This window comes from Tenacibaculum crassostreae, assembly GCF_964512405.1.
Lineage (GTDB): Bacteria > Bacteroidota > Bacteroidia > Flavobacteriales > Flavobacteriaceae > Polaribacter > Polaribacter crassostreae.
On record NZ_CAZELE010000006.1, the window covers coordinates 361,269 to 378,696 of the forward strand.

Here is a 17,428-nt window from a genome sequence, read left to right on the forward strand (position 1 = left end):
AATCAATTTACAACCCTTTCTCTTTTTCTATAAATTCATCACACCAGACTACTGAAGCAATCTTCCACACATTGTTTATTTTGATAAACTGAAAGCTTTTTTGCCCAGTTGTATCAAAAGCTTTTCCATTAAATTTTCCCTTTTTATTGTACAAACTAAATCGACTTGCTATATTTTCATAGATCTCAGTTTGACTTAATACTTCATATTCTATAAAATCTTTTAACTCTCCATTAATTAGCATTTTTTTTCTTGGAAGAATAAACTCTTCAATTGAATATATTTCAGGAACTTCTTTTGTGTTATTAATTATTTTGGCTTCTGAAACTAACAACTCTTTTAAGCTTTCTAAATCAGGGACTTTATTATTTAAATTGGTAAATACATTAAAGAATTCCTGAGTTAAATTATCTAATTTCTCTTTATCTGTTTTGTTTTCTTCTGAGGTAAAAACTAAAACACGATCTTTTACCGACAGCTCTTTGGATTCTTTAAAACGTAGCCCAATTTTATTAAGTAATTTAATTGAAGTTGTATTATTTACATCTGTTATTGCTAAAATGGTTTTGCTATTTAAATTATACTTAGCATAATTAATTACAGCTGTAGCACTCTCTAATCCGTAGCCTAAATTTTCATATTCAGGTAAAAATGCGAAACCTATATCTGGATGATTTAATTTTTCTCTGTTAACGATACCACACATTCCAATTGGAATGTTAGCCTCTTTCTTCATAACCAACCAAAGTCCATAATTATTAGACTTGTAACTGTTTATTAGATTCTTTTGAATGTAACTTTTGGCATCAATAATCTTCTTTACATCCTTATCTCCAATAAATTTTAACCAGTTTGGTGAGTTTAACAATCTTAAAATAAACTCAGCATCTGATAATTCAAATTCTCGAATGATTAACCTTTCAGTTTCTAAAATTTTATTCATCTGTACAAAGAGCTGTCTTTCTATTTTAAGATTAGTTTATTATTTTAGTGTGAAAATCACCGTAAAAACCTGACACATACAGTTTATTACCTAGTTGTGTTACAGAACATATAATTTCAGTATTCAAATAAAATAATCTCCATGTATCTCCCCTATCATTCGTGTAAAAAATACCGCCTCTTTTTGTTAAAACACATCCTTTATTCTCATCAAAAAAAGTAACATTTAATATCCCCTCATAAGAAGGAACTTTTGGAAGCTCTATTTTTTTCCAACTTCCATTTGAAACTTTATTAAATAGGCCACCTGTCCAATCAACTCTATCAATCATACTCATCCAAACATTATCTTCATTAACAAAGTCAAAAATTGGCGTATAAGTAGGTGTTATTCCTAACTCTTCTTCTTCCCATGTATTAGCACCATCTATAGTACTAACTATTGTATTACTCTCTTCATTCAACAATTTAATATTATTCGCTTCAAAATGAATTAGTTTCATATAATAAAAAGCAGTGTCAATTTCCTTTTTCAAAATCCAAGTATTCCCTCCATCTTCTGTTTTATAAATGTATGACTTATCTAATCTTCCAGCTAATAAAAACCCCTCTTCTTCATTTTTAAAAAACATTTCTTTTATTATTGTACCTATGCTTAACGCCTCTTTTTCTTCCCAAGACACACCTCCATCAACTGTCTTTTTAATTTTGTTAGAAGCTATTTTTACATACATAACATTTTCAGAAACCACTCCTAATAAAGAGTTTGAAGTAGTTTCTTTTGATACATTAACCCAAGTAAGGCCTCCATCAACAGTTTTATTTATATAATTAAAAGTTCCGTCTACTTTTCTTCCAAAACCAACAAGAGGCGATATGAATTTAATTTGACTATAACTTGGTGCTCTAGAGCTACTCCAACCTTTATCTAAAATCTTTAAAAAGAATTGAGTATTATATTCTTCTTGTTTGAATTTAATTTCCAATTTTCCACTCATGGCTTCTTCAGGTATTCTTAAAGTTACTGAAGAACTTTTTATTGAAAATGGAGTTATCTTTTCTCCATTAAAAATAAAAACTGGGTCATCATCAACATCTCTACCTGTAATGGTTAAAGTAGATCCTGCTGCTATAGGTTCTTCAGTTATCTTATCTACAGTTGGGTATTTAGGAGTTTCCACCTCATCATTATCTACACAAGACCAAAGTGTAGCTACTAGTAATAGCGTAATAATTTTTCTCATAATCAATTTTATTTAGTGTTAATATTTAATTTTCTTTTTACGACAACAGCTTATTAAGATTATTCTTATAAACCTTACCTATTGGAACTATAAAATCTTTTATAACAATTCTGTTTCCTTCTACTAATTTGATTTTATCCTTAGATACAATAAATGATTTATGAACTTGAAAGAAGTTATCTTGTGGGAGTTTAGATAAAAAATCAGAGATTTTTTCACGCACTTGTACTTCTTCTTCTTCAGTAATTATTTTGCAATAATTTCCCACAGATTCAACAAACAATATGCCATCTAGTTTAATCTGGATTATTTTTTTGCTTGACCTCACAAAAACACTTTCATTTGAAACTGATGTTGTTGATGTGGTTTCATTTTGTTTTACACTCGTTGGAGTTTCTATTTTATTAATAGCTTTAACAAAACGCTCGAAGCTAAATGGTTTTAATAAATAATCAACTACATTCAATTCAAAACCATCTAAAGCATATTCTTTATAAGCAGTTGTAACAATAACTTTTGGTGGATTTTGTAATGATCGTAAGAAATCAAAACCTTTCAATTTTGGCATATTTAGATCTAAAAACATCAAGTCAACATGATTTTTTTGTAGATATTCTATAGCTTCAACTGCGTCATAACAGTTTTTAACTAATTTAAAATTAGAAAGCATGTCGCAATAATCTTTTATGATATCGTGAGCAATATATTCGTCATCAATAATTAAATAATTAATCATAATTGTATTTCTAAAATTGATTCAAAAACATCGTTATAAACCGTGTTTGATAAATGATGTTTTTTAGGATACACCAATTCTAACCGTTTTTTTAAATTTGCTAATCCTATTCCTATTTCTGTATTATTTTCTTTATCAAAGTTATTTACAACTTCAAAATAGAGTTTCTTTCCTTTTGTTTTTAAAACAATATGAACGTAAGCGTTTTCACGTAAAACCTCTAATCCGTGTTTAAAAGCGTTTTCAACCAAAATAATAAACAGCAGTGGAAGTACTTTTAGATTCTCATTTTCAATCTCTTTCGTAAAAGTAACATCAATATTTTTGTGGTAACGCATTTTATGCAATTCGATATAATTCGATATGAAATCAACTTCCTCTTTTAAATGTACCATATTGTTTTGTCCTTCATAAATGCTGTATCGCATCATATCAGAAAGTTTTAAAACAAGTTTTTTTGCTTTATCACTGTCTTTATCTATCAATCCGTATAAATTATTAAGCATATTGAAGAAAAAATGCGGATTCACCTGCGATTGTAAATGCATTAATTCAGTTTTCTTCTTTTCATTTTTTAGTGTTAACAAATACCTAATATGCTTTATAAGCCAATAAACAATATAACCAACAAACAAACTGATTAAAATAATGTAATAGACAAATAAGATATACCCCATTACTGAATCTACGCCTATAGTAAACGCAACTGAATCTCCTTCAGATGTTATAACTACATAAGTTATGTAGAACAAAGGGATGATTAGAGAAACCATCCCAATTAAAAAAACTTCTTTTTTGTATTTATATACCAAATCAATCATACTGCAAAATAACACTTTGTTTTATCTATACTAAAGTTCTTGTGATAATCAACCTAGAAAGTGTTACGAAACAACAAAATATCGCTATAAAGTTGTTTTATCATAAATCAACCTTAATACATCCTTCTTAAACCTTCTTATATCACAATTACTTTTAAACAATAGAAATCTACTTCATTTTTGATCAAACAAAATATTAACACATGAAAAAAAGAATAGTACAATACTTAAAACACATCATTTTTACAGTAATAACCTTATTAGTCATAGGTCTTTCGGTTTTATTTTATTTAAACGGAACATTAAAATACGGACAAAATCCACTTCGCTACAACATGGATAAAGAAGGACCTTATGCCTTTTATGAAAACGATAGTATTGTTAGCGTGAATTATGTAAGAGGAACTAAAGAAGAAGGATTTTATGTAGATTCAAAAAAATATAATCCTGATGAAAAAGCTAGGTTGAGCTGCCAATTCCCTATAGATTCTACTTCATTTACATTTCAATTAGAAACTGCGTTTGAATCACCAAAATCAATATATAACGACGGTAATAAAATTTTAGCTATTTCAGATATTGAAAGTGGTTACCGAACTTTTCGTGATTTTTTAATTAGCAATAATGTAATTGACAAAAACTTGAATTGGACTTTTGGCAACGGACACCTTGTTCTTGTTGGTGATTTTGTTGACAGAGGCTTCTCAACAACACAAGTACTTTGGTTTATTTATAAGCTAGAGCAAGAAGCTAAAAAACACGGAGGATACGTTCATTACATCATTGGTAACCATGAATTGTACAACATGCAAGGTCAATACAAATCTGCTGAACAAAAGTACTTTGCTGTAGCTTCAATTTTAGGTAAACAACAATACGATTTATATAGTAAAAATTCCGTTTTAGGAAAATGGTTATCAAGTAAAAACACTATTGAACTTATCAACGGGACGTTGTTTACTCACGGAGGAATTCATCCTGAACTTGCTGACACAAAAATTACACTTGATGAAATTAATCAGATTAATAGAGCGAATTATTATCAGTATTATTTCCCAAAACCTCAAAAAACAATCGAACAATTAGTTACTTCAACTAAAAAAGGAGTTTGTTGGTACAGAGGTTATTTTAAAGATGATTTATCACAAGAAGATGTTGAAAAAGGAATTGAAAAATTTGGAGGAAAAAGTGTAGTTGTTGGTCATACTTTACAATCTATGGTTAAAAAATTATACGACGGAAAAGTGTATGCGATAGATGTAGTGCACCCTAAGGATTATATTAGTATGTGGCCCAGTAGAAAATCTGAAGGATTATTAATTCAGAACAACAAATACTATCAAGTATTATATAACGGTGAACAAATAGAATTATAATAATTGAACATGAAAACTAAAATATACAACACTTTAACAAAGCCATATATTGTGGTCTTGGTAATGCTATTGGCGCCTTTATTAAACTTTCTTGACAGAAATTTTAGCTTCTTTTTTGGACTAACTATTGTCGGATTAATAGCATGGTCGAGCAATTACAACTGGTCTTTATTTAGCTTAACTAAAAAACTAACAAAAAAAACAATCGTTAAAGCATTTTTATTCGCTTTATTAATATTAATAGCTTATACACCTATAAGCATTATGATAGATAAGTACTTTGGAGGAGCAGATATTTCTTCGTTAGAAGATATAAAACATAATACAACTGGTTTTATCGTCATACTAATTGTTGTTTGGACGTTGGTTGCTTTTGGCGAAGAAATTCTATTTAGAGGTTACTATCTAAAATGGATAGCTGAATTGTTTGGCGATTCTAAAAAGTCATGGATGATTTCTGCGATAGTATCAGCAATTTATTTTGGTGCTTCACATTATTATCAAGGAATTTCAGGAATATTGGGCATTATACCGTTTGCTTTTATTTACTCACTCATATATCTAAAAAACAAAGACAATTTATGGCTGCTCATATTTATGCATGGTTTTCACGACACTATTGGATTAACATTTTTATACTTAGATATAGAAAACCCAATAACTAAACTATTTGAACAGCTTATTTTAAGTTAAAACAAACCTAGCAAAAGGCTCTAATTTCTTAGAGTCTTTTTTATTTCTATAATCTAAACAAGATTTTACGTAAATTCGTTTTTATGGAATTACTCTTTTTAGGTTTAGCCGCAGGTGCTATTATTTCTTATTTTTTATTTAAAAAATTTACGTCAGTTAGTAAAAAAAGTTTGACTGAAAAACAATCGGTAGTTTTACTTGACAAGATTAAAAAAGTATCAAAACTAATTACTGTTGAAGGAGAATTTGCGGAAATTTATCACCACGAAAATACCAAAGAAAAGCTTTTAGGATTAATAACCAGTAAGAAAAAAGCGATTATCTTGATTAATGCTAAAGTGCATATCGGATTCGATTTTAGAAAAATTAAAATGCATGCAGACACCAAAAACAAAGCATTGATCTTATCTGAATTTCCGCAACCTGAAGTTTTTTCTATTGAACCAAACTTACGCTTTTACGATATTCAAAACGGACTCTTAAATAAGTTCAGCTCTGAAGATTTAACCGAAGTTAACAAAGAAGCTAAAGAACATATTTTGCAAAAAATACCTGAAAGTAACTTAATGCAAACTGCTAATAAAGAAGCTTTAGAAGCTATTTCTTTAATGCAGAATTTAGTTGAAACAATCGGTTGGAAATTAGATTATACTGCTTTAGAAATACCAGAAACAAATAAGAAATTAATAGGAGAATGAATAAAACAATAAGGCTATTACTGATCTTTTCTTTTTCCTTTTTATTATATTATTATATTGAAAACAATCCTGAAACCATAAAATCACTTCAAATAAGGTATGGGAAATATGGCTTTCATGGTCATACAGACTTTGTACTTTTCATTTTTACAAACATTTTAAAGTACTTTTCTTTATTGCTTTGTATAACTTCTGTAATATTTTTACTTTACATAAAATTAAAAAAAGACGACAATGCATATTGAACAATACAGAACTTATTGTCTTCAAAAAAAAGGAGTAACCGAACATTTTCCTTTTGATAACAATGTGTTAGTTTTTAAAGTAATGAATAAAATGTTCGCTTTATCGGGTTTAGATAGTTGGGAACAACAAGAACCTAAGGTTAATTTAAAATGTAATCCTGAGTGGGCAATTGAATTACGTGAGGAATACGAGAGTGTAAACCCTGGTTTTCACATGAACAAACAGCATTGGAATACAGTAACTTTAAACAACGATGTTTATGATGATTTTGCTTTTGAATTAATAGATCATTCGTACGATTTAATAGTTAAGAGTTTAACTAAAAAGCTTCAAGAAGAGTTAAAATCGATGTAAAAAGCATGCTAAAATCAGAACTTAGAAAAGTATACAAGCAAAAGCGAAATGCTTTAACTGAAGTAGAAAAACAACAACTGCAAGAAAGCATTTATCAACAAATTTTTGAGTTAAATACAGATGAAATAAAGAACGTCCATTTGTTTTTATCAATGCGAAAATTTAATGAAATTAATACGTTGCCTATTATCAATTTCTTTAGAGAAAAAGGAAAAAAAATTATTGTAAGTCGCTGTAATTTTGAAGATGATACTCTTTCTCATTTTTATTTTGAAAAAGACACACAACTAGAACTCAACAAATTTGGAGTTCCTGAACCCGTTAATGCTAAAGAAGCAAATGTAAAAGATATTGATTTGGTATTTGTACCCTTGTTAATTTCTGACGAAAAAAACTACAGAGTAGGCTACGGAAAAGGATTTTACGACAGGTTTTTATCAGAATGTAGAAAAGACACACAAACTATCGGACTTAACTTCTTCCCTCCTATCAAAAGAATAGAAGACACTCACAAATTTGATGTTCCTTTAAATATTGTGATATATCCAAAATAAAAAATCTCGCATTAAGCGAGATTTTTTTATTCTTATATTTTTATAAACTTATCCGTTCATAGAAATTAAAAACTCTTCATTGTTTATAGATCTCTTAATTCTATCTTGAATAAATTCCATCGCTTCAATTGGATTCATATCAGCTAGGTATTTACGCAATACCCACATACGTTGTACTGTTTTATCATCTAACAATAAATCATCACGACGCGTACTTGATTTAATTAAATCAATCGCAGGATAAATTCTACGGTTAGCAATATTACGCTCTAATTGTAATTCCATGTTACCTGTACCTTTGAATTCTTCAAAGATTACCTCATCCATTTTTGATCCGGTTTCGGTAAGTGCAGTAGCAATAATCGTTAATGAACCACCATTTTCAATATTACGAGCAGCACCAAAGAAACGTTTTGGTTTGTGTAATGCGTTAGCATCGATACCCCCTGATAAAATCTTACCAGATGCTGGTGCTACGGTGTTATACGCTCTTGCTAAACGTGTGATAGAGTCTAATAAAATCACCACATCATGTCCGCATTCAACCAAACGCTTTGCTTTTTCTAATACGATATTAGCAACACGCACGTGCTTATCTGCAGGTTCATCAAAAGTAGAAGCTACTACTTCTCCTCTAACGCTACGTTGCATATCTGTAACCTCTTCAGGACGTTCATCAATTAATAAAACAATTTGATATACCTCTGGATGATTTGCAGCGATTGCATTCGCTACATCCTTTAGCAACATCGTTTTACCTGTTTTGGGTTGTGCTACAATCATACCACGTTGTCCTTTTCCTATAGGTGAAAACAAATCGATAATTCTAGTAGAGAGAGAGCTTCCTTTTTCTGCTAAATTAAATTTCTCCTCAGCAAATAACGGAGTTAAATGCTCAAAAGAAACACGATCGCGAACAATATTTGGGTTTAGTCCATTAATTTTCGACACGCGAATTAGAGGAAAATACTTTTCTCCTTCTTTTGGCGGACGTACATTACCAAGAACCGTATCACCAGTTTTTAATCCGAATAATTTAATTTGAGATTGTGATACGTAAATATCATCAGGAGATGATAAATAATTATAATCTGAAGAACGTAAAAAACCATAACCATCTGGCATCATTTCTAACACTCCTTCGCTTTCAATAATACCATCAAACTCAAAATCAGGATCGCGATATTTATTTCCACTTCTATGATGTTGTTTAGAAGAGTTTTGATTCTGATGCTTATTGTTGTTATTATTCTTGTTACCTTTATTCTGATGCTTATTATGCTGCTTATTGTGTGGCTGTTGCTGCTTCTTTTCGTCGTTAGTTTGGTTTTGAGAATGTTGTTTTTTATCCTCACCTTTTTTAACAGCTTCAGTTTTTTCAGCTACTTCTTTCACTTCAGCTTTCTTAACAGGCTTGTTATCTTGTTCTTGAGAAGTTTCTGCTGGGGTTTCAGATTTAGCTATTCTTTTTCTTTTAGGTTTTTCAGCTTTTGGTTTAGCCTCATTAGCACTCGCTTCTGCTTGCGCATCTAAAATTTTGTATACTAAATCTAATTTTTTTAACTGACTAAATTTAGCCAATCCTATAGTTTTGGCAATAACTTGTAAATCAGCTAATTTCTTAGTTTTTAATTCCGAAATATCGAACATTCGTTAAATGATTAAGTTACTAAAATTCTCTTTGAGAAAGAATTGTTGTTTGTATTAAGTTTTGTTTTGAGTGCTAATTATATAGGGGCTATATAATAATTCTGTGCAGTTACATACAAGGCAAATATATACAAATATTTTAACTTCTAATATTTCTTTTTAAAAAAAGAAGTATTACATTTGCTACCCGATAAAAAATTATGATACAAAGAATACAATCTATATACTTATTAGTTGCCGGAATTATTTCTGGAGGTTTAACTTTCTTGGTTAACCTTTGGGTATCTTCTAACGCAAACTCTTCTGTATTTATTGTAGATTTATTTTCGAGTAATTCTTTACTTGAAAAATCGATTCCTGTATTATTTTTTACTTCCGCATTAATATCAATTGTAGCTATTTTTTTATTTAACAATCGTCAGTTACAATTTGTAATTAATCGTTTAAACATATTGATAAACCTTTTTTTATTAGGAATATTGATTTATTTATCACAAACGTTATCTGGAGAAGCTTCGGTTTCTGAGAAAGGTATTGGGATGTTCTTTCCTGTCATTGTTATTTTGCTATTGTTTTTAGCAAACAGAGCCATTAAGAAGGATGAAAATCTTGTAAAATCTGTTGATAGATTACGATAAGCCTAACATCTTAGTATATTTAGTGCGAAAAAACCGAGATATATCAATCTCGGTTTTTTATTTTTGAAAACCCTACATTTACGGGGCACCAAAATCCAAATGTTAAAGAAATGTTAAAAAAAACTCAGGGTTATCCCTGAGTCACTAATTAAACAATTAGGGATATTGTGTATTGTACACACTTGTTTTATACTATAGATTTGTAACTGTAAACGACCATGAATTACAAGATAAAAGTTCACATAGCAGATGACCATAAGATATTAATAGACGGAGTCATCGCTTTATTAAATACTGAAGACGACATTGAAGTTGAAGGATTTTCTTTAACAGGTAGAGAAGTTGTTAATTGGTCTTCTAAAAATACAGCTGATGTATTAGTGTTAGACATTAACATGCCTGAAATGGATGGTATAGAAGTTTTAAAAACGTTTAGAAAACGTAATACACAAATTAAAACTGTAATACTTTCTAGTTTAAGTGATCCGAAGCTTGTGCAAGAAATGATAGCTTTAGGAGCCAAAGGTTTTGTTGACAAAAGCAAAGCGAATGAGCAAATAATAGACGCTATTAAAGTTGTACATAACGGCATTCAATACATTAGTGAAGATATAAAAGTAAAATTATTAGATCATTACACTTCTGACCAACAAGAAGAAGAGAAGCCTAGTTTTTTACATGCAGATTTAACAGAGAGGGAAATTGCTGTATTAAAGTTAATTGCTAAAGAAAAAAGCTCTAGTGAAATTGCCGATAAACTAAATGTTAGTATTAAAACAGTAGAAACATATAGAAGTAATTTATATAAAAAATTAAAAGTAAAAAACGTAGTAGGTTTAGCGATGTATGCTGTGAAAAACAATATAGTGTAGAGTTGAAAATCAACCCTTCAAATTTTTCTTTAGTCCCCCATTAAAGAAGCCCCCCGAATCTATCTTTACACTATCATGCATCGCTTACAACTACTAAATAATTAAAAATAATAATAGCGATGTACGCGTTTTAAACATAGTGTAGAGAACCCCTTCATTTTGTTTTCTTTATAATATCCCCTAAGAGATAGTCCCCCGTCTCTAATATCTATCCTATAAGTGCATCGCTATTTCATTAAAACTAAAGAAATTCTAATTAAAAATCTTAAAATAATTAATCATGAAAAAAATCACTCCTTATTTTCTTGCTCTAAGTTTAAGTATCTTTTTTGCTTCTTGTTCATCAAATGAGACAGAAGTATTAGATAACAACCCAGAAAAATTATTACAATCGTATACTTTAAAAAGAGATGCTAACGGTGCTTACTCTATTGATTTCAATACATCAAACAATACAGATGTAACTACTGTAACAAATGTTGATAACTCTAAAGAAATTATTTTAGCAGAAACAGCACAAAAAACTGCAACGAGACACTCTAATGATTTTTCTATTGAAAACGACCAGTTAAAAATTGGTTTTTTAGAGTCTAACAACGGAAAAAAAACAAAAATTTATGTTGAGGATGAAAATATTACCTTTGCGAAAGGAGTTAGTGAGTTTCTAAGCACTTATAGCATAACTGCAAACGAAGACGGCACTTATCAGTTAAATTTTACGGTCAATGATAATGTAGCTACCGATTTTACATACAATGAAGAGCTTGAAACTTATGAAGTACATTTATCGAATGGTACATCTACTCAAAAAACGTTTTCTAGACAATTAGAAATGAATTCTGTGTCAAAAATGTTAAAATTAGATTTTGTAAATCACAAATATTCAGGCAAAACCGAAGAAGAAGTAGCTGTTGAAAGAAAACCTAAATCGATAATAATTGGAGATGCTGTGATTTAAAATTATTGAATCAACATAGTAGATTTTTTAGGTAATTTAGCCCATGATTGAAAAAAAAATAGTCACTTTAATAATATTTTTTTATTCCATTTTATCCTTTAGTCAAAAAAAGGATGAAGTGGAATTTATTAATGATTTTAAAAAATCAGAAGAATTTTTTACTCAAAAAAAATACAGCATCTCTCTTGAAAAAAGTTTAAAGTTGTTTTCTAGATTAGATACTACAAATTATTCAGAATTATATTTTAAAACCTCATTTTTAATTGGTGATATTTTTAGAGAAACAAATGACCACAAAAAAGCAATAGTATATTATAAAAAGGCCTTAAAAAGTTTTAACAACGAAAATAACTTAACTTATAATGAAAAAACAACTCCCTCACCATCAATTAATGATGTTAATTTAAACAAGCTTTTATTACGTGTAGGAAGTGAATTTCATATTATAAAAGAAAAGGATAGTGCAATTAGTTATTACAAAAGAATACTAAGTAGCGGAACTCTAAATCAACTGGACTTAACTACTAAAGCAAGCGCTTATAGTAATCTATCTAATATTTATAGAGAAGATTCAATTTATGATTTAGCTAAGGAGTATTCATATGAATCAGTAAAAATATATAGAAAAGCTAATAAAAAAGTATTAGAATCTGCTGCTTTAGGAAATCTAGCTAGCATATACTTAGAACAAAAAAACTATAAAGAAGCTAAAAAAATATATTTAGAAGGTTTAGACTTAATAAAACTTGATTCAAGTAGTAGAGCCACAAGATATAAAGAGTTTTTGTATTTCAATTTAGCATATACATTATACTTGCAAAAAGACTATAGAGCCTATGACTATCAAGAAAAATCATACAATATTAAAGATGATTTAAGAGATGTTGAGATAAGAAGAATTGTTGACGAAATCTACACAAAACACGAACTAAATCTAGAAAAAGAAAAAACCGCTTTAGTTGAAGAACAACGTAAACTAAAGGAAGCTCAAGAAGCAAAAGCTTCTTTACTTTTCGGCGCATTGAGTATTCTAGTATTAATTATTTCAGGAATTGTTATTTACAATTATAAGTTACGCCAAAAAAACTTAAAGCTTAAACTATCAGAAAGCAACTTAATTCAACAGCAAAATATTGAAAAATTAAAATCTGAAGCACAAGTAAAAATATTAAATGCTACGATTGACGGTAAAGAAACCGAACGTAAACTTATTGCAGAGATATTACACGACAATGTAAGCGCTTTATTATCTTCTGCTAATATGCATTTAACAGCTACCAGAAAGCAGTTTAATGGGAATACTCCTCAAGAAATTGAGAAAACCCAAGCCATTATTTCAGAAGCTTCTCAAAAAGTTAGAGATTTATCTCACAACCTTGTTTCTTCTATTTTATTAAAGTTTGGTTTAGAATACGCTATAAAAGATGTTGCAAAAAAATATTCAAACAGTCAAATAAAGTTTGATATATCAGCGCAAAACATCAATAGATACAATCAAGAATTTGAAATTAAAATTTTTAATGTCATGCAAGAGCTTATTAACAATATTTTAAAACATAGTAAAGCTCAAAATGCACAAATTAATTTGAAAGAGGAAGGAACTCAACTAACCATTCTCGTTAAAGATGATGGGGTAGGTTTTTCTACCTCATCTTCTTCTATTTCAGATGGAATTGGGCTAAACCAAATTGAAGCTAGAATTCATGTTATGAATGGTAAATTAACTATCAATTCTAAAGAAAACTCTGGAACTTCGGTGCATATTTCTGTTCCTATTATAAAACAAGAGAAAAACTTTAAACTAACTTCTGTTAGCTAGTTCTATAATTTCCATATTCTTAATTTCTTTACCATCAATTTCAAATCGAAGCATGGTTCTTACTTTGTGAAATCCATGTTTGCCAGCTGCCCCAGGATTTAAGTGTAATAAATTCAGTTTTTTATCATACTGAACTTTTAAGATATGTGAGTGTCCGCAAATAAAAAGTTGTGGCGGATTGTTTTTTAACTCCTCTCTCACTCTTTGATTGTATTTATTTGGGTAGCCTCCTATATGAGTTATCCAAACCGAAACCTCATCTACTTGAAACTTATCATCTAACGGAAATTCAGCTCTTGCTTTGTTATCATCAATATTTCCGTAAACTGCCCTAAGTGGTTTTATTTTTTTTATAGTATCAGTAACTGATAAATCACCTATATCACCAGCATGCCAAACTTCATCTGCTTGTTTTACAAATTTTAAAATTTGAGCATCAATAAAACTATGAGTATCGGAAAGAAGAAGGATTTTTTTCATCAAAACAAAGCTAAAAAATTATGCATAAAAAAAACCCATAATGGTTACATTATGGATTTCTTTAAACTAAGGGGAACTTTAATGAATGGGGAATTCACTTTTCTTTTCTGATAAACTAATGAAATTCAAATCACTAGCCTTTTTCGGACTGCAAATGTATAGCAAATCAAAACACCATGTCTTAACATATGTTAATAAAAATACCTTTTTCTTTTTTAACCATCTATTTATCAGATTTCAAGGGAGAATTTCATAATTTAGCTCTTTAAAAAAATCACATTTTTTGAGGTATTTTATCGAATTAGCTTACAACGGAAAAAACTACCATGGTTGGCAAACTCAACCTGACGCAATTTCTGTTCAAGAAATAATAAACAAAGCTATAAGCACAATTCTTAGACAAGAAATAACTATTGTTGGAGCAGGAAGAACAGATGCAGGAGTGCATGCTTCACAAATGTTTGCACATTTTGATTTTGAAACCGCTTTAAACGATAATTTCACCTATAAACTAAATGCCATACTACCTGATGACGTGGTAATTTTTAACACCAAACAAGTTCATAGCGAAGCACATGCTCGTTTTGATGCAGTTAGCAGAAGTTATGAATACAAAATTTGGTTGGGCAGAAATCCGTTTTTATTAGAAACTTCTTGGCAACTGTATTATCAACAATTAAATATTGATTTGATGAATGAAGCTGCTGCTGTTTTATATGAGTATGAAGATTTTGAATGCTTTTCTAAGGTAAAAACAGACGTAAACACATTCAACTGTAAGGTTACTAATGCAAAATGGATTCTAAACGGAAATGATTTAACCTTTCATATAAGTGCAAATCGTTTTTTAAGAAATATGGTTAGAGCCATCGTAGGTACTTTAATTGATATTGGTTTGGGTAAAATTAGCATAGATGATTTTAAAAAAATCATTGAAAGTAAAAACAGAAGTAATGCAGGTGTATCAGTTCCTGCAAAAGGATTATTTTTAACAGAAGTAACATACGATTATTTATAGTGAGTAAAACAACAGGAAACGCTTTTGATATTAAAATTTTTGCACGATTAATGAGTTTTGCAAAAAAGTACCGTGTGCGATTTATTTTAGCAGCAACTTCAACAATTTTATTAGCTGGTGTTGCAATTCTTACTCCTGTTATTTTAATGACAGCAATTGACGATTTCACTACTAATAAAGACATCAATAGATTACTTTACTTCACCATAGCAATGGTTGGAGCTTTGGTTGCGCAAGTTTTACTTCAATTTAGTTTTATTTACTATGCTAATTGGGTAGGACAACATATTATTAGAGACATTAGAACCAAAACTTTCAGAAAGATTTTATCTTTTAAAATGAGTTATTTTGACAACTCATCTGTTGGTAAATTAGTTACCAGAGTTGTGTCTGATATTGAAACAATATCAAGTTTTTTTACCCAAGGTGTTTTCATGATTGTAAGTGATATTTTATTAATGCTTTCGGTAATTATTATAATGTTTTATAAAAACTGGCAGCTTACATTAATCGCTCTTGCTACTTTACCTGTATTAATTTACGCCACGAAACTATTCCAAATAGCTATAAAATCTACCTTTCAAGATGTACGAAATCAGGTAGCAAACCTCAACAGTTTTGTACAAGAAAGAGTAACCGGAATGAAAATTGTTCAGCTTTTTAATAGAGAACGAATAGAGTATAAAAATTTCATTCAAATTAACGATAAACACAAAAAAGCTCATATAAAAACCGTTTGGTACTACTCTATCTTCTTTCCTATTGCAGAAATTTTTTCATCAATTGCAATCGGACTAATTGTTTGGTATGGAGGATTACAAGTAATTGCAGACAAAGCTGTAACAGTAGGTGCGATCATAGGTTTTATAAAAATGGCACAAATGCTTTTTAGACCTTTACGTCAAATAGCTGATAAATTCAACCAATTACAAATGGGAATTGTAGCTGGTGAACGTGTTTTTAACGTTATTGACACTGAAAGTTCTATTGATAAAAACGGCACAATCATCGCTAAAAACATTCAAGGAAACATCGAGTTTAAAGATGTACATTTTAGCTACATAAAAGGAGAAGAAATTTTAAAGGGAATTAGTTTTACTGTTGAAAAAGGGCAAACTGTAGCTATAGTTGGCGCTACCGGTGCAGGAAAATCAACCATCATTAATCTTATTAGTCGCTTTTATGAAATTGATAGCGGTTTAATTGCTATTGATGCAACTCCTGTTCAAGAATATGAAATTTCTTCATTACGAAAAAAAGTAGCAGTTGTTTTACAAGATGTCTTTTTATTTTCTGATTCTATTTTAAACAACATTACTTTAAATAACGAAAATATTTCTCTCGAAGAAGTTCAAAAAGCTGCGAAACAAATAGGAATTCATGATTTTATTATGAGCCTTCCTAACAACTATCACTACAATGTAAAAGAACGTGGCGGAATGCTATCTTCTGGTCAACGTCAGCTAATTGCTTTTCTTCGTGCTTATGTGAGTAAACCTAGTATTTTAATTCTAGATGAAGCTACCTCTTCAGTCGATGCACATTCTGAACAAATGATTCAATATGCTACAGACGAGATCACTAAAAACAGAACTTCAATAGTAATAGCCCATCGCTTAGCGACAATTAAAAAGGCTGATATGATTATAGTTATGGACAAAGGACGTATTGTTGAAAAAGGCAACCATACTGAATTATTAAAAAAACATGAGGGTTATTATAAGAATTTATACGAAAAGCAGTTTAATAGTGAAACCGTGATGTAAATAAATTTGCTCACGTCAATCAAAATAGTAAATTTGTTATTCAATCTTAAAAACTAAAATCAATCAAACGATGAAAAAAGTAATCTTATCAGTATTTGTTGTTGGTGCTTTATTAGCAACATCTTGTAAAAATGCAAAAGAAGAAGCAAAAGACGCAAAAGATGCTGTAGAAGAAGTTGCAAACGATGCAGCTGAAGCTACTGAAGATGCAGCTACAAAAACTGTAGAAGCTATGGAAGAAGCAGTAGAATCTGTAGAGTCTGCAATTGAAGGTATCACAATTCCTGAATTCGAAGATCCTAAAGTAGGAGAGTTTTTACAAACTTACTCACAACACGCTAAAGACTATATTGAAGCTAAAGGTGATGTAGTTAAAAACACTGAATTAGCTAAGAAAAGTGTTGAATTAGCTGCTCAAGCTAAAGAAATAGCTACTAATTTAAGTGAAGAAGCTGCTACTAAGTTTAACAACACTATGGCTGCAATTCAAGCTAAAATGGCTCCTGCTCAATAATTCATATTGAACTAGAACATAAAATAAGGCTCGCATTTGCGAGCTTTTT

The 17,428-nt window shown here is 29.8% G+C and carries 18 protein-coding genes; 12 read left to right on the top strand and 6 right to left on the bottom strand.

Annotated features, from left to right (window positions below; genetic code table 11):
- Nucleotides 1-7: 7 nt before the first annotated feature.
- Genes ACKTST_RS09795 through ACKTST_RS09810 form a run of 4 tightly spaced genes read right to left on the bottom strand, consistent with a single transcriptional unit; the run spans nt 8 to nt 3,743 of the window.
- Nucleotides 8-943 (bottom strand): GNAT family N-acetyltransferase, encoded by a 936-nt coding sequence (locus tag ACKTST_RS09795; protein ID WP_408047570.1) that lies wholly within the window; start codon nt 941-943, stop codon nt 8-10.
- A 31-nt stretch (nt 944-974) separates the two neighbouring features.
- Entirely contained in the window at nt 975-2,186 is a 1,212-nt protein-coding gene (locus tag ACKTST_RS09800; RefSeq protein ID WP_408047571.1) for an IPT/TIG domain-containing protein, read from the bottom strand.
- A gap of 37 nt (nt 2,187-2,223) precedes the next feature.
- Nucleotides 2,224-2,922 (bottom strand): LytR/AlgR family response regulator transcription factor, encoded by a 699-nt coding sequence (locus tag ACKTST_RS09805; protein WP_408047572.1) that lies wholly within the window; start codon nt 2,920-2,922, stop codon nt 2,224-2,226.
- Nucleotides 2,919-3,743, bottom strand: coding sequence for a sensor histidine kinase (locus ACKTST_RS09810; protein ID WP_408047573.1), 825 nt, complete (start codon nt 3,741-3,743; stop codon nt 2,919-2,921). The genes ACKTST_RS09805 and ACKTST_RS09810 overlap by 4 nt, the downstream gene beginning before the upstream one ends.
- A gap of 203 nt (nt 3,744-3,946) precedes the next feature.
- Between ACKTST_RS09810 and ACKTST_RS09815 the strand changes: the two genes are divergently transcribed.
- The 5 genes from ACKTST_RS09815 to ACKTST_RS09835 all read left to right on the top strand — a co-directional run bounded on the left by ACKTST_RS09815 (nt 3,947) and on the right by ACKTST_RS09835 (nt 7,664).
- A complete protein-coding gene (locus ACKTST_RS09815; protein WP_408047574.1) occupies nt 3,947-5,119 on the top strand; it encodes a metallophosphoesterase in 1,173 nt (390 codons plus the stop codon).
- A gap of 9 nt (nt 5,120-5,128) precedes the next feature.
- Nucleotides 5,129-5,812 (top strand): CPBP family intramembrane glutamic endopeptidase, encoded by a 684-nt coding sequence (locus ACKTST_RS09820; RefSeq protein WP_408047575.1) that lies wholly within the window; start codon nt 5,129-5,131, stop codon nt 5,810-5,812.
- 83 nt (nt 5,813-5,895) lie between these two features.
- The gene (locus tag ACKTST_RS09825; protein WP_408047576.1) at nt 5,896-6,510 is read left to right on the top strand and encodes a DUF4230 domain-containing protein; all 615 of its coding nucleotides are present in this window, start codon (nt 5,896-5,898) and stop codon (nt 6,508-6,510) included.
- 234 nt (nt 6,511-6,744) lie between these two features.
- Entirely contained in the window at nt 6,745-7,110 is a 366-nt protein-coding gene (locus tag ACKTST_RS09830; RefSeq protein ID WP_408047577.1) for an MmcQ/YjbR family DNA-binding protein, read from the top strand.
- Nucleotides 7,111-7,115: 5 nt separating this feature from the next.
- Nucleotides 7,116-7,664, top strand: coding sequence for a 5-formyltetrahydrofolate cyclo-ligase (locus ACKTST_RS09835; RefSeq protein WP_408047578.1), 549 nt, complete (start codon nt 7,116-7,118; stop codon nt 7,662-7,664).
- Between the two features lie 48 nt (nt 7,665-7,712).
- Here ACKTST_RS09835 and rho read toward each other — a convergent pair whose 3' ends face one another.
- Complete coding sequence (gene rho, locus ACKTST_RS09840; protein WP_408047579.1) at nt 7,713-9,314, bottom strand: transcription termination factor Rho; 1,602 nt, start codon at nt 9,312-9,314, stop codon at nt 7,713-7,715.
- A 200-nt stretch (nt 9,315-9,514) separates the two neighbouring features.
- Here rho and ACKTST_RS09845 point away from each other — a divergent pair, with 200 nt between their 5' ends.
- The 4 genes from ACKTST_RS09845 to ACKTST_RS09860 all read left to right on the top strand — a co-directional run bounded on the left by ACKTST_RS09845 (nt 9,515) and on the right by ACKTST_RS09860 (nt 13,601).
- Nucleotides 9,515-9,952, top strand: coding sequence for a DUF4293 domain-containing protein (locus ACKTST_RS09845; RefSeq protein WP_408047580.1), 438 nt, complete (start codon nt 9,515-9,517; stop codon nt 9,950-9,952).
- 218 nt (nt 9,953-10,170) lie between these two features.
- Nucleotides 10,171-10,824 carry a response regulator gene (locus ACKTST_RS09850; protein ID WP_408047581.1) on the top strand — a complete coding sequence of 218 codons (654 nt, stop codon included), beginning with the start codon at nt 10,171-10,173 and terminating at the stop codon, nt 10,822-10,824.
- A gap of 280 nt (nt 10,825-11,104) precedes the next feature.
- Nucleotides 11,105-11,782, top strand: a complete 678-nt coding sequence (locus ACKTST_RS09855; RefSeq protein ID WP_408047582.1) for a hypothetical protein — start codon at nt 11,105-11,107, stop codon at nt 11,780-11,782.
- A gap of 118 nt (nt 11,783-11,900) precedes the next feature.
- Nucleotides 11,901-13,601, top strand: a complete 1,701-nt coding sequence (locus ACKTST_RS09860; RefSeq protein WP_408047583.1) for a tetratricopeptide repeat-containing sensor histidine kinase — start codon at nt 11,901-11,903, stop codon at nt 13,599-13,601.
- Here ACKTST_RS09860 and ACKTST_RS09865 read toward each other — a convergent pair.
- On the bottom strand, nt 13,584-14,081 hold the full coding sequence (locus ACKTST_RS09865; protein ID WP_408047584.1) for a metallophosphoesterase family protein: 498 nt from the start codon (nt 14,079-14,081) through the stop codon (nt 13,584-13,586). The genes ACKTST_RS09860 and ACKTST_RS09865 overlap by 18 nt on opposite strands.
- A 283-nt stretch (nt 14,082-14,364) precedes the next feature.
- On the opposite strand from ACKTST_RS09865, the gene truA reads away from it, so the two are divergent.
- From truA to ACKTST_RS09880, 3 genes are all read left to right on the top strand, one after another.
- Nucleotides 14,365-15,099: a tRNA pseudouridine(38-40) synthase TruA gene (gene truA / locus ACKTST_RS09870; RefSeq protein WP_408047585.1), complete on the top strand. Its 735-nt coding sequence runs from the start codon at nt 14,365-14,367 to the stop codon at nt 15,097-15,099.
- A complete protein-coding gene (locus ACKTST_RS09875) occupies nt 15,099-16,865 on the top strand; it encodes an ABC transporter ATP-binding protein (RefSeq protein ID WP_408047586.1) in 1,767 nt (588 codons plus the stop codon). The genes truA and ACKTST_RS09875 overlap by 1 nt, the downstream gene beginning before the upstream one ends.
- 70 nt (nt 16,866-16,935) lie before the next feature.
- The gene (locus ACKTST_RS09880) at nt 16,936-17,379 is read left to right on the top strand and encodes a hypothetical protein (RefSeq protein ID WP_408047587.1); all 444 of its coding nucleotides are present in this window, start codon (nt 16,936-16,938) and stop codon (nt 17,377-17,379) included.
- Nucleotides 17,380-17,428: the final 49 nt, after the last annotated feature.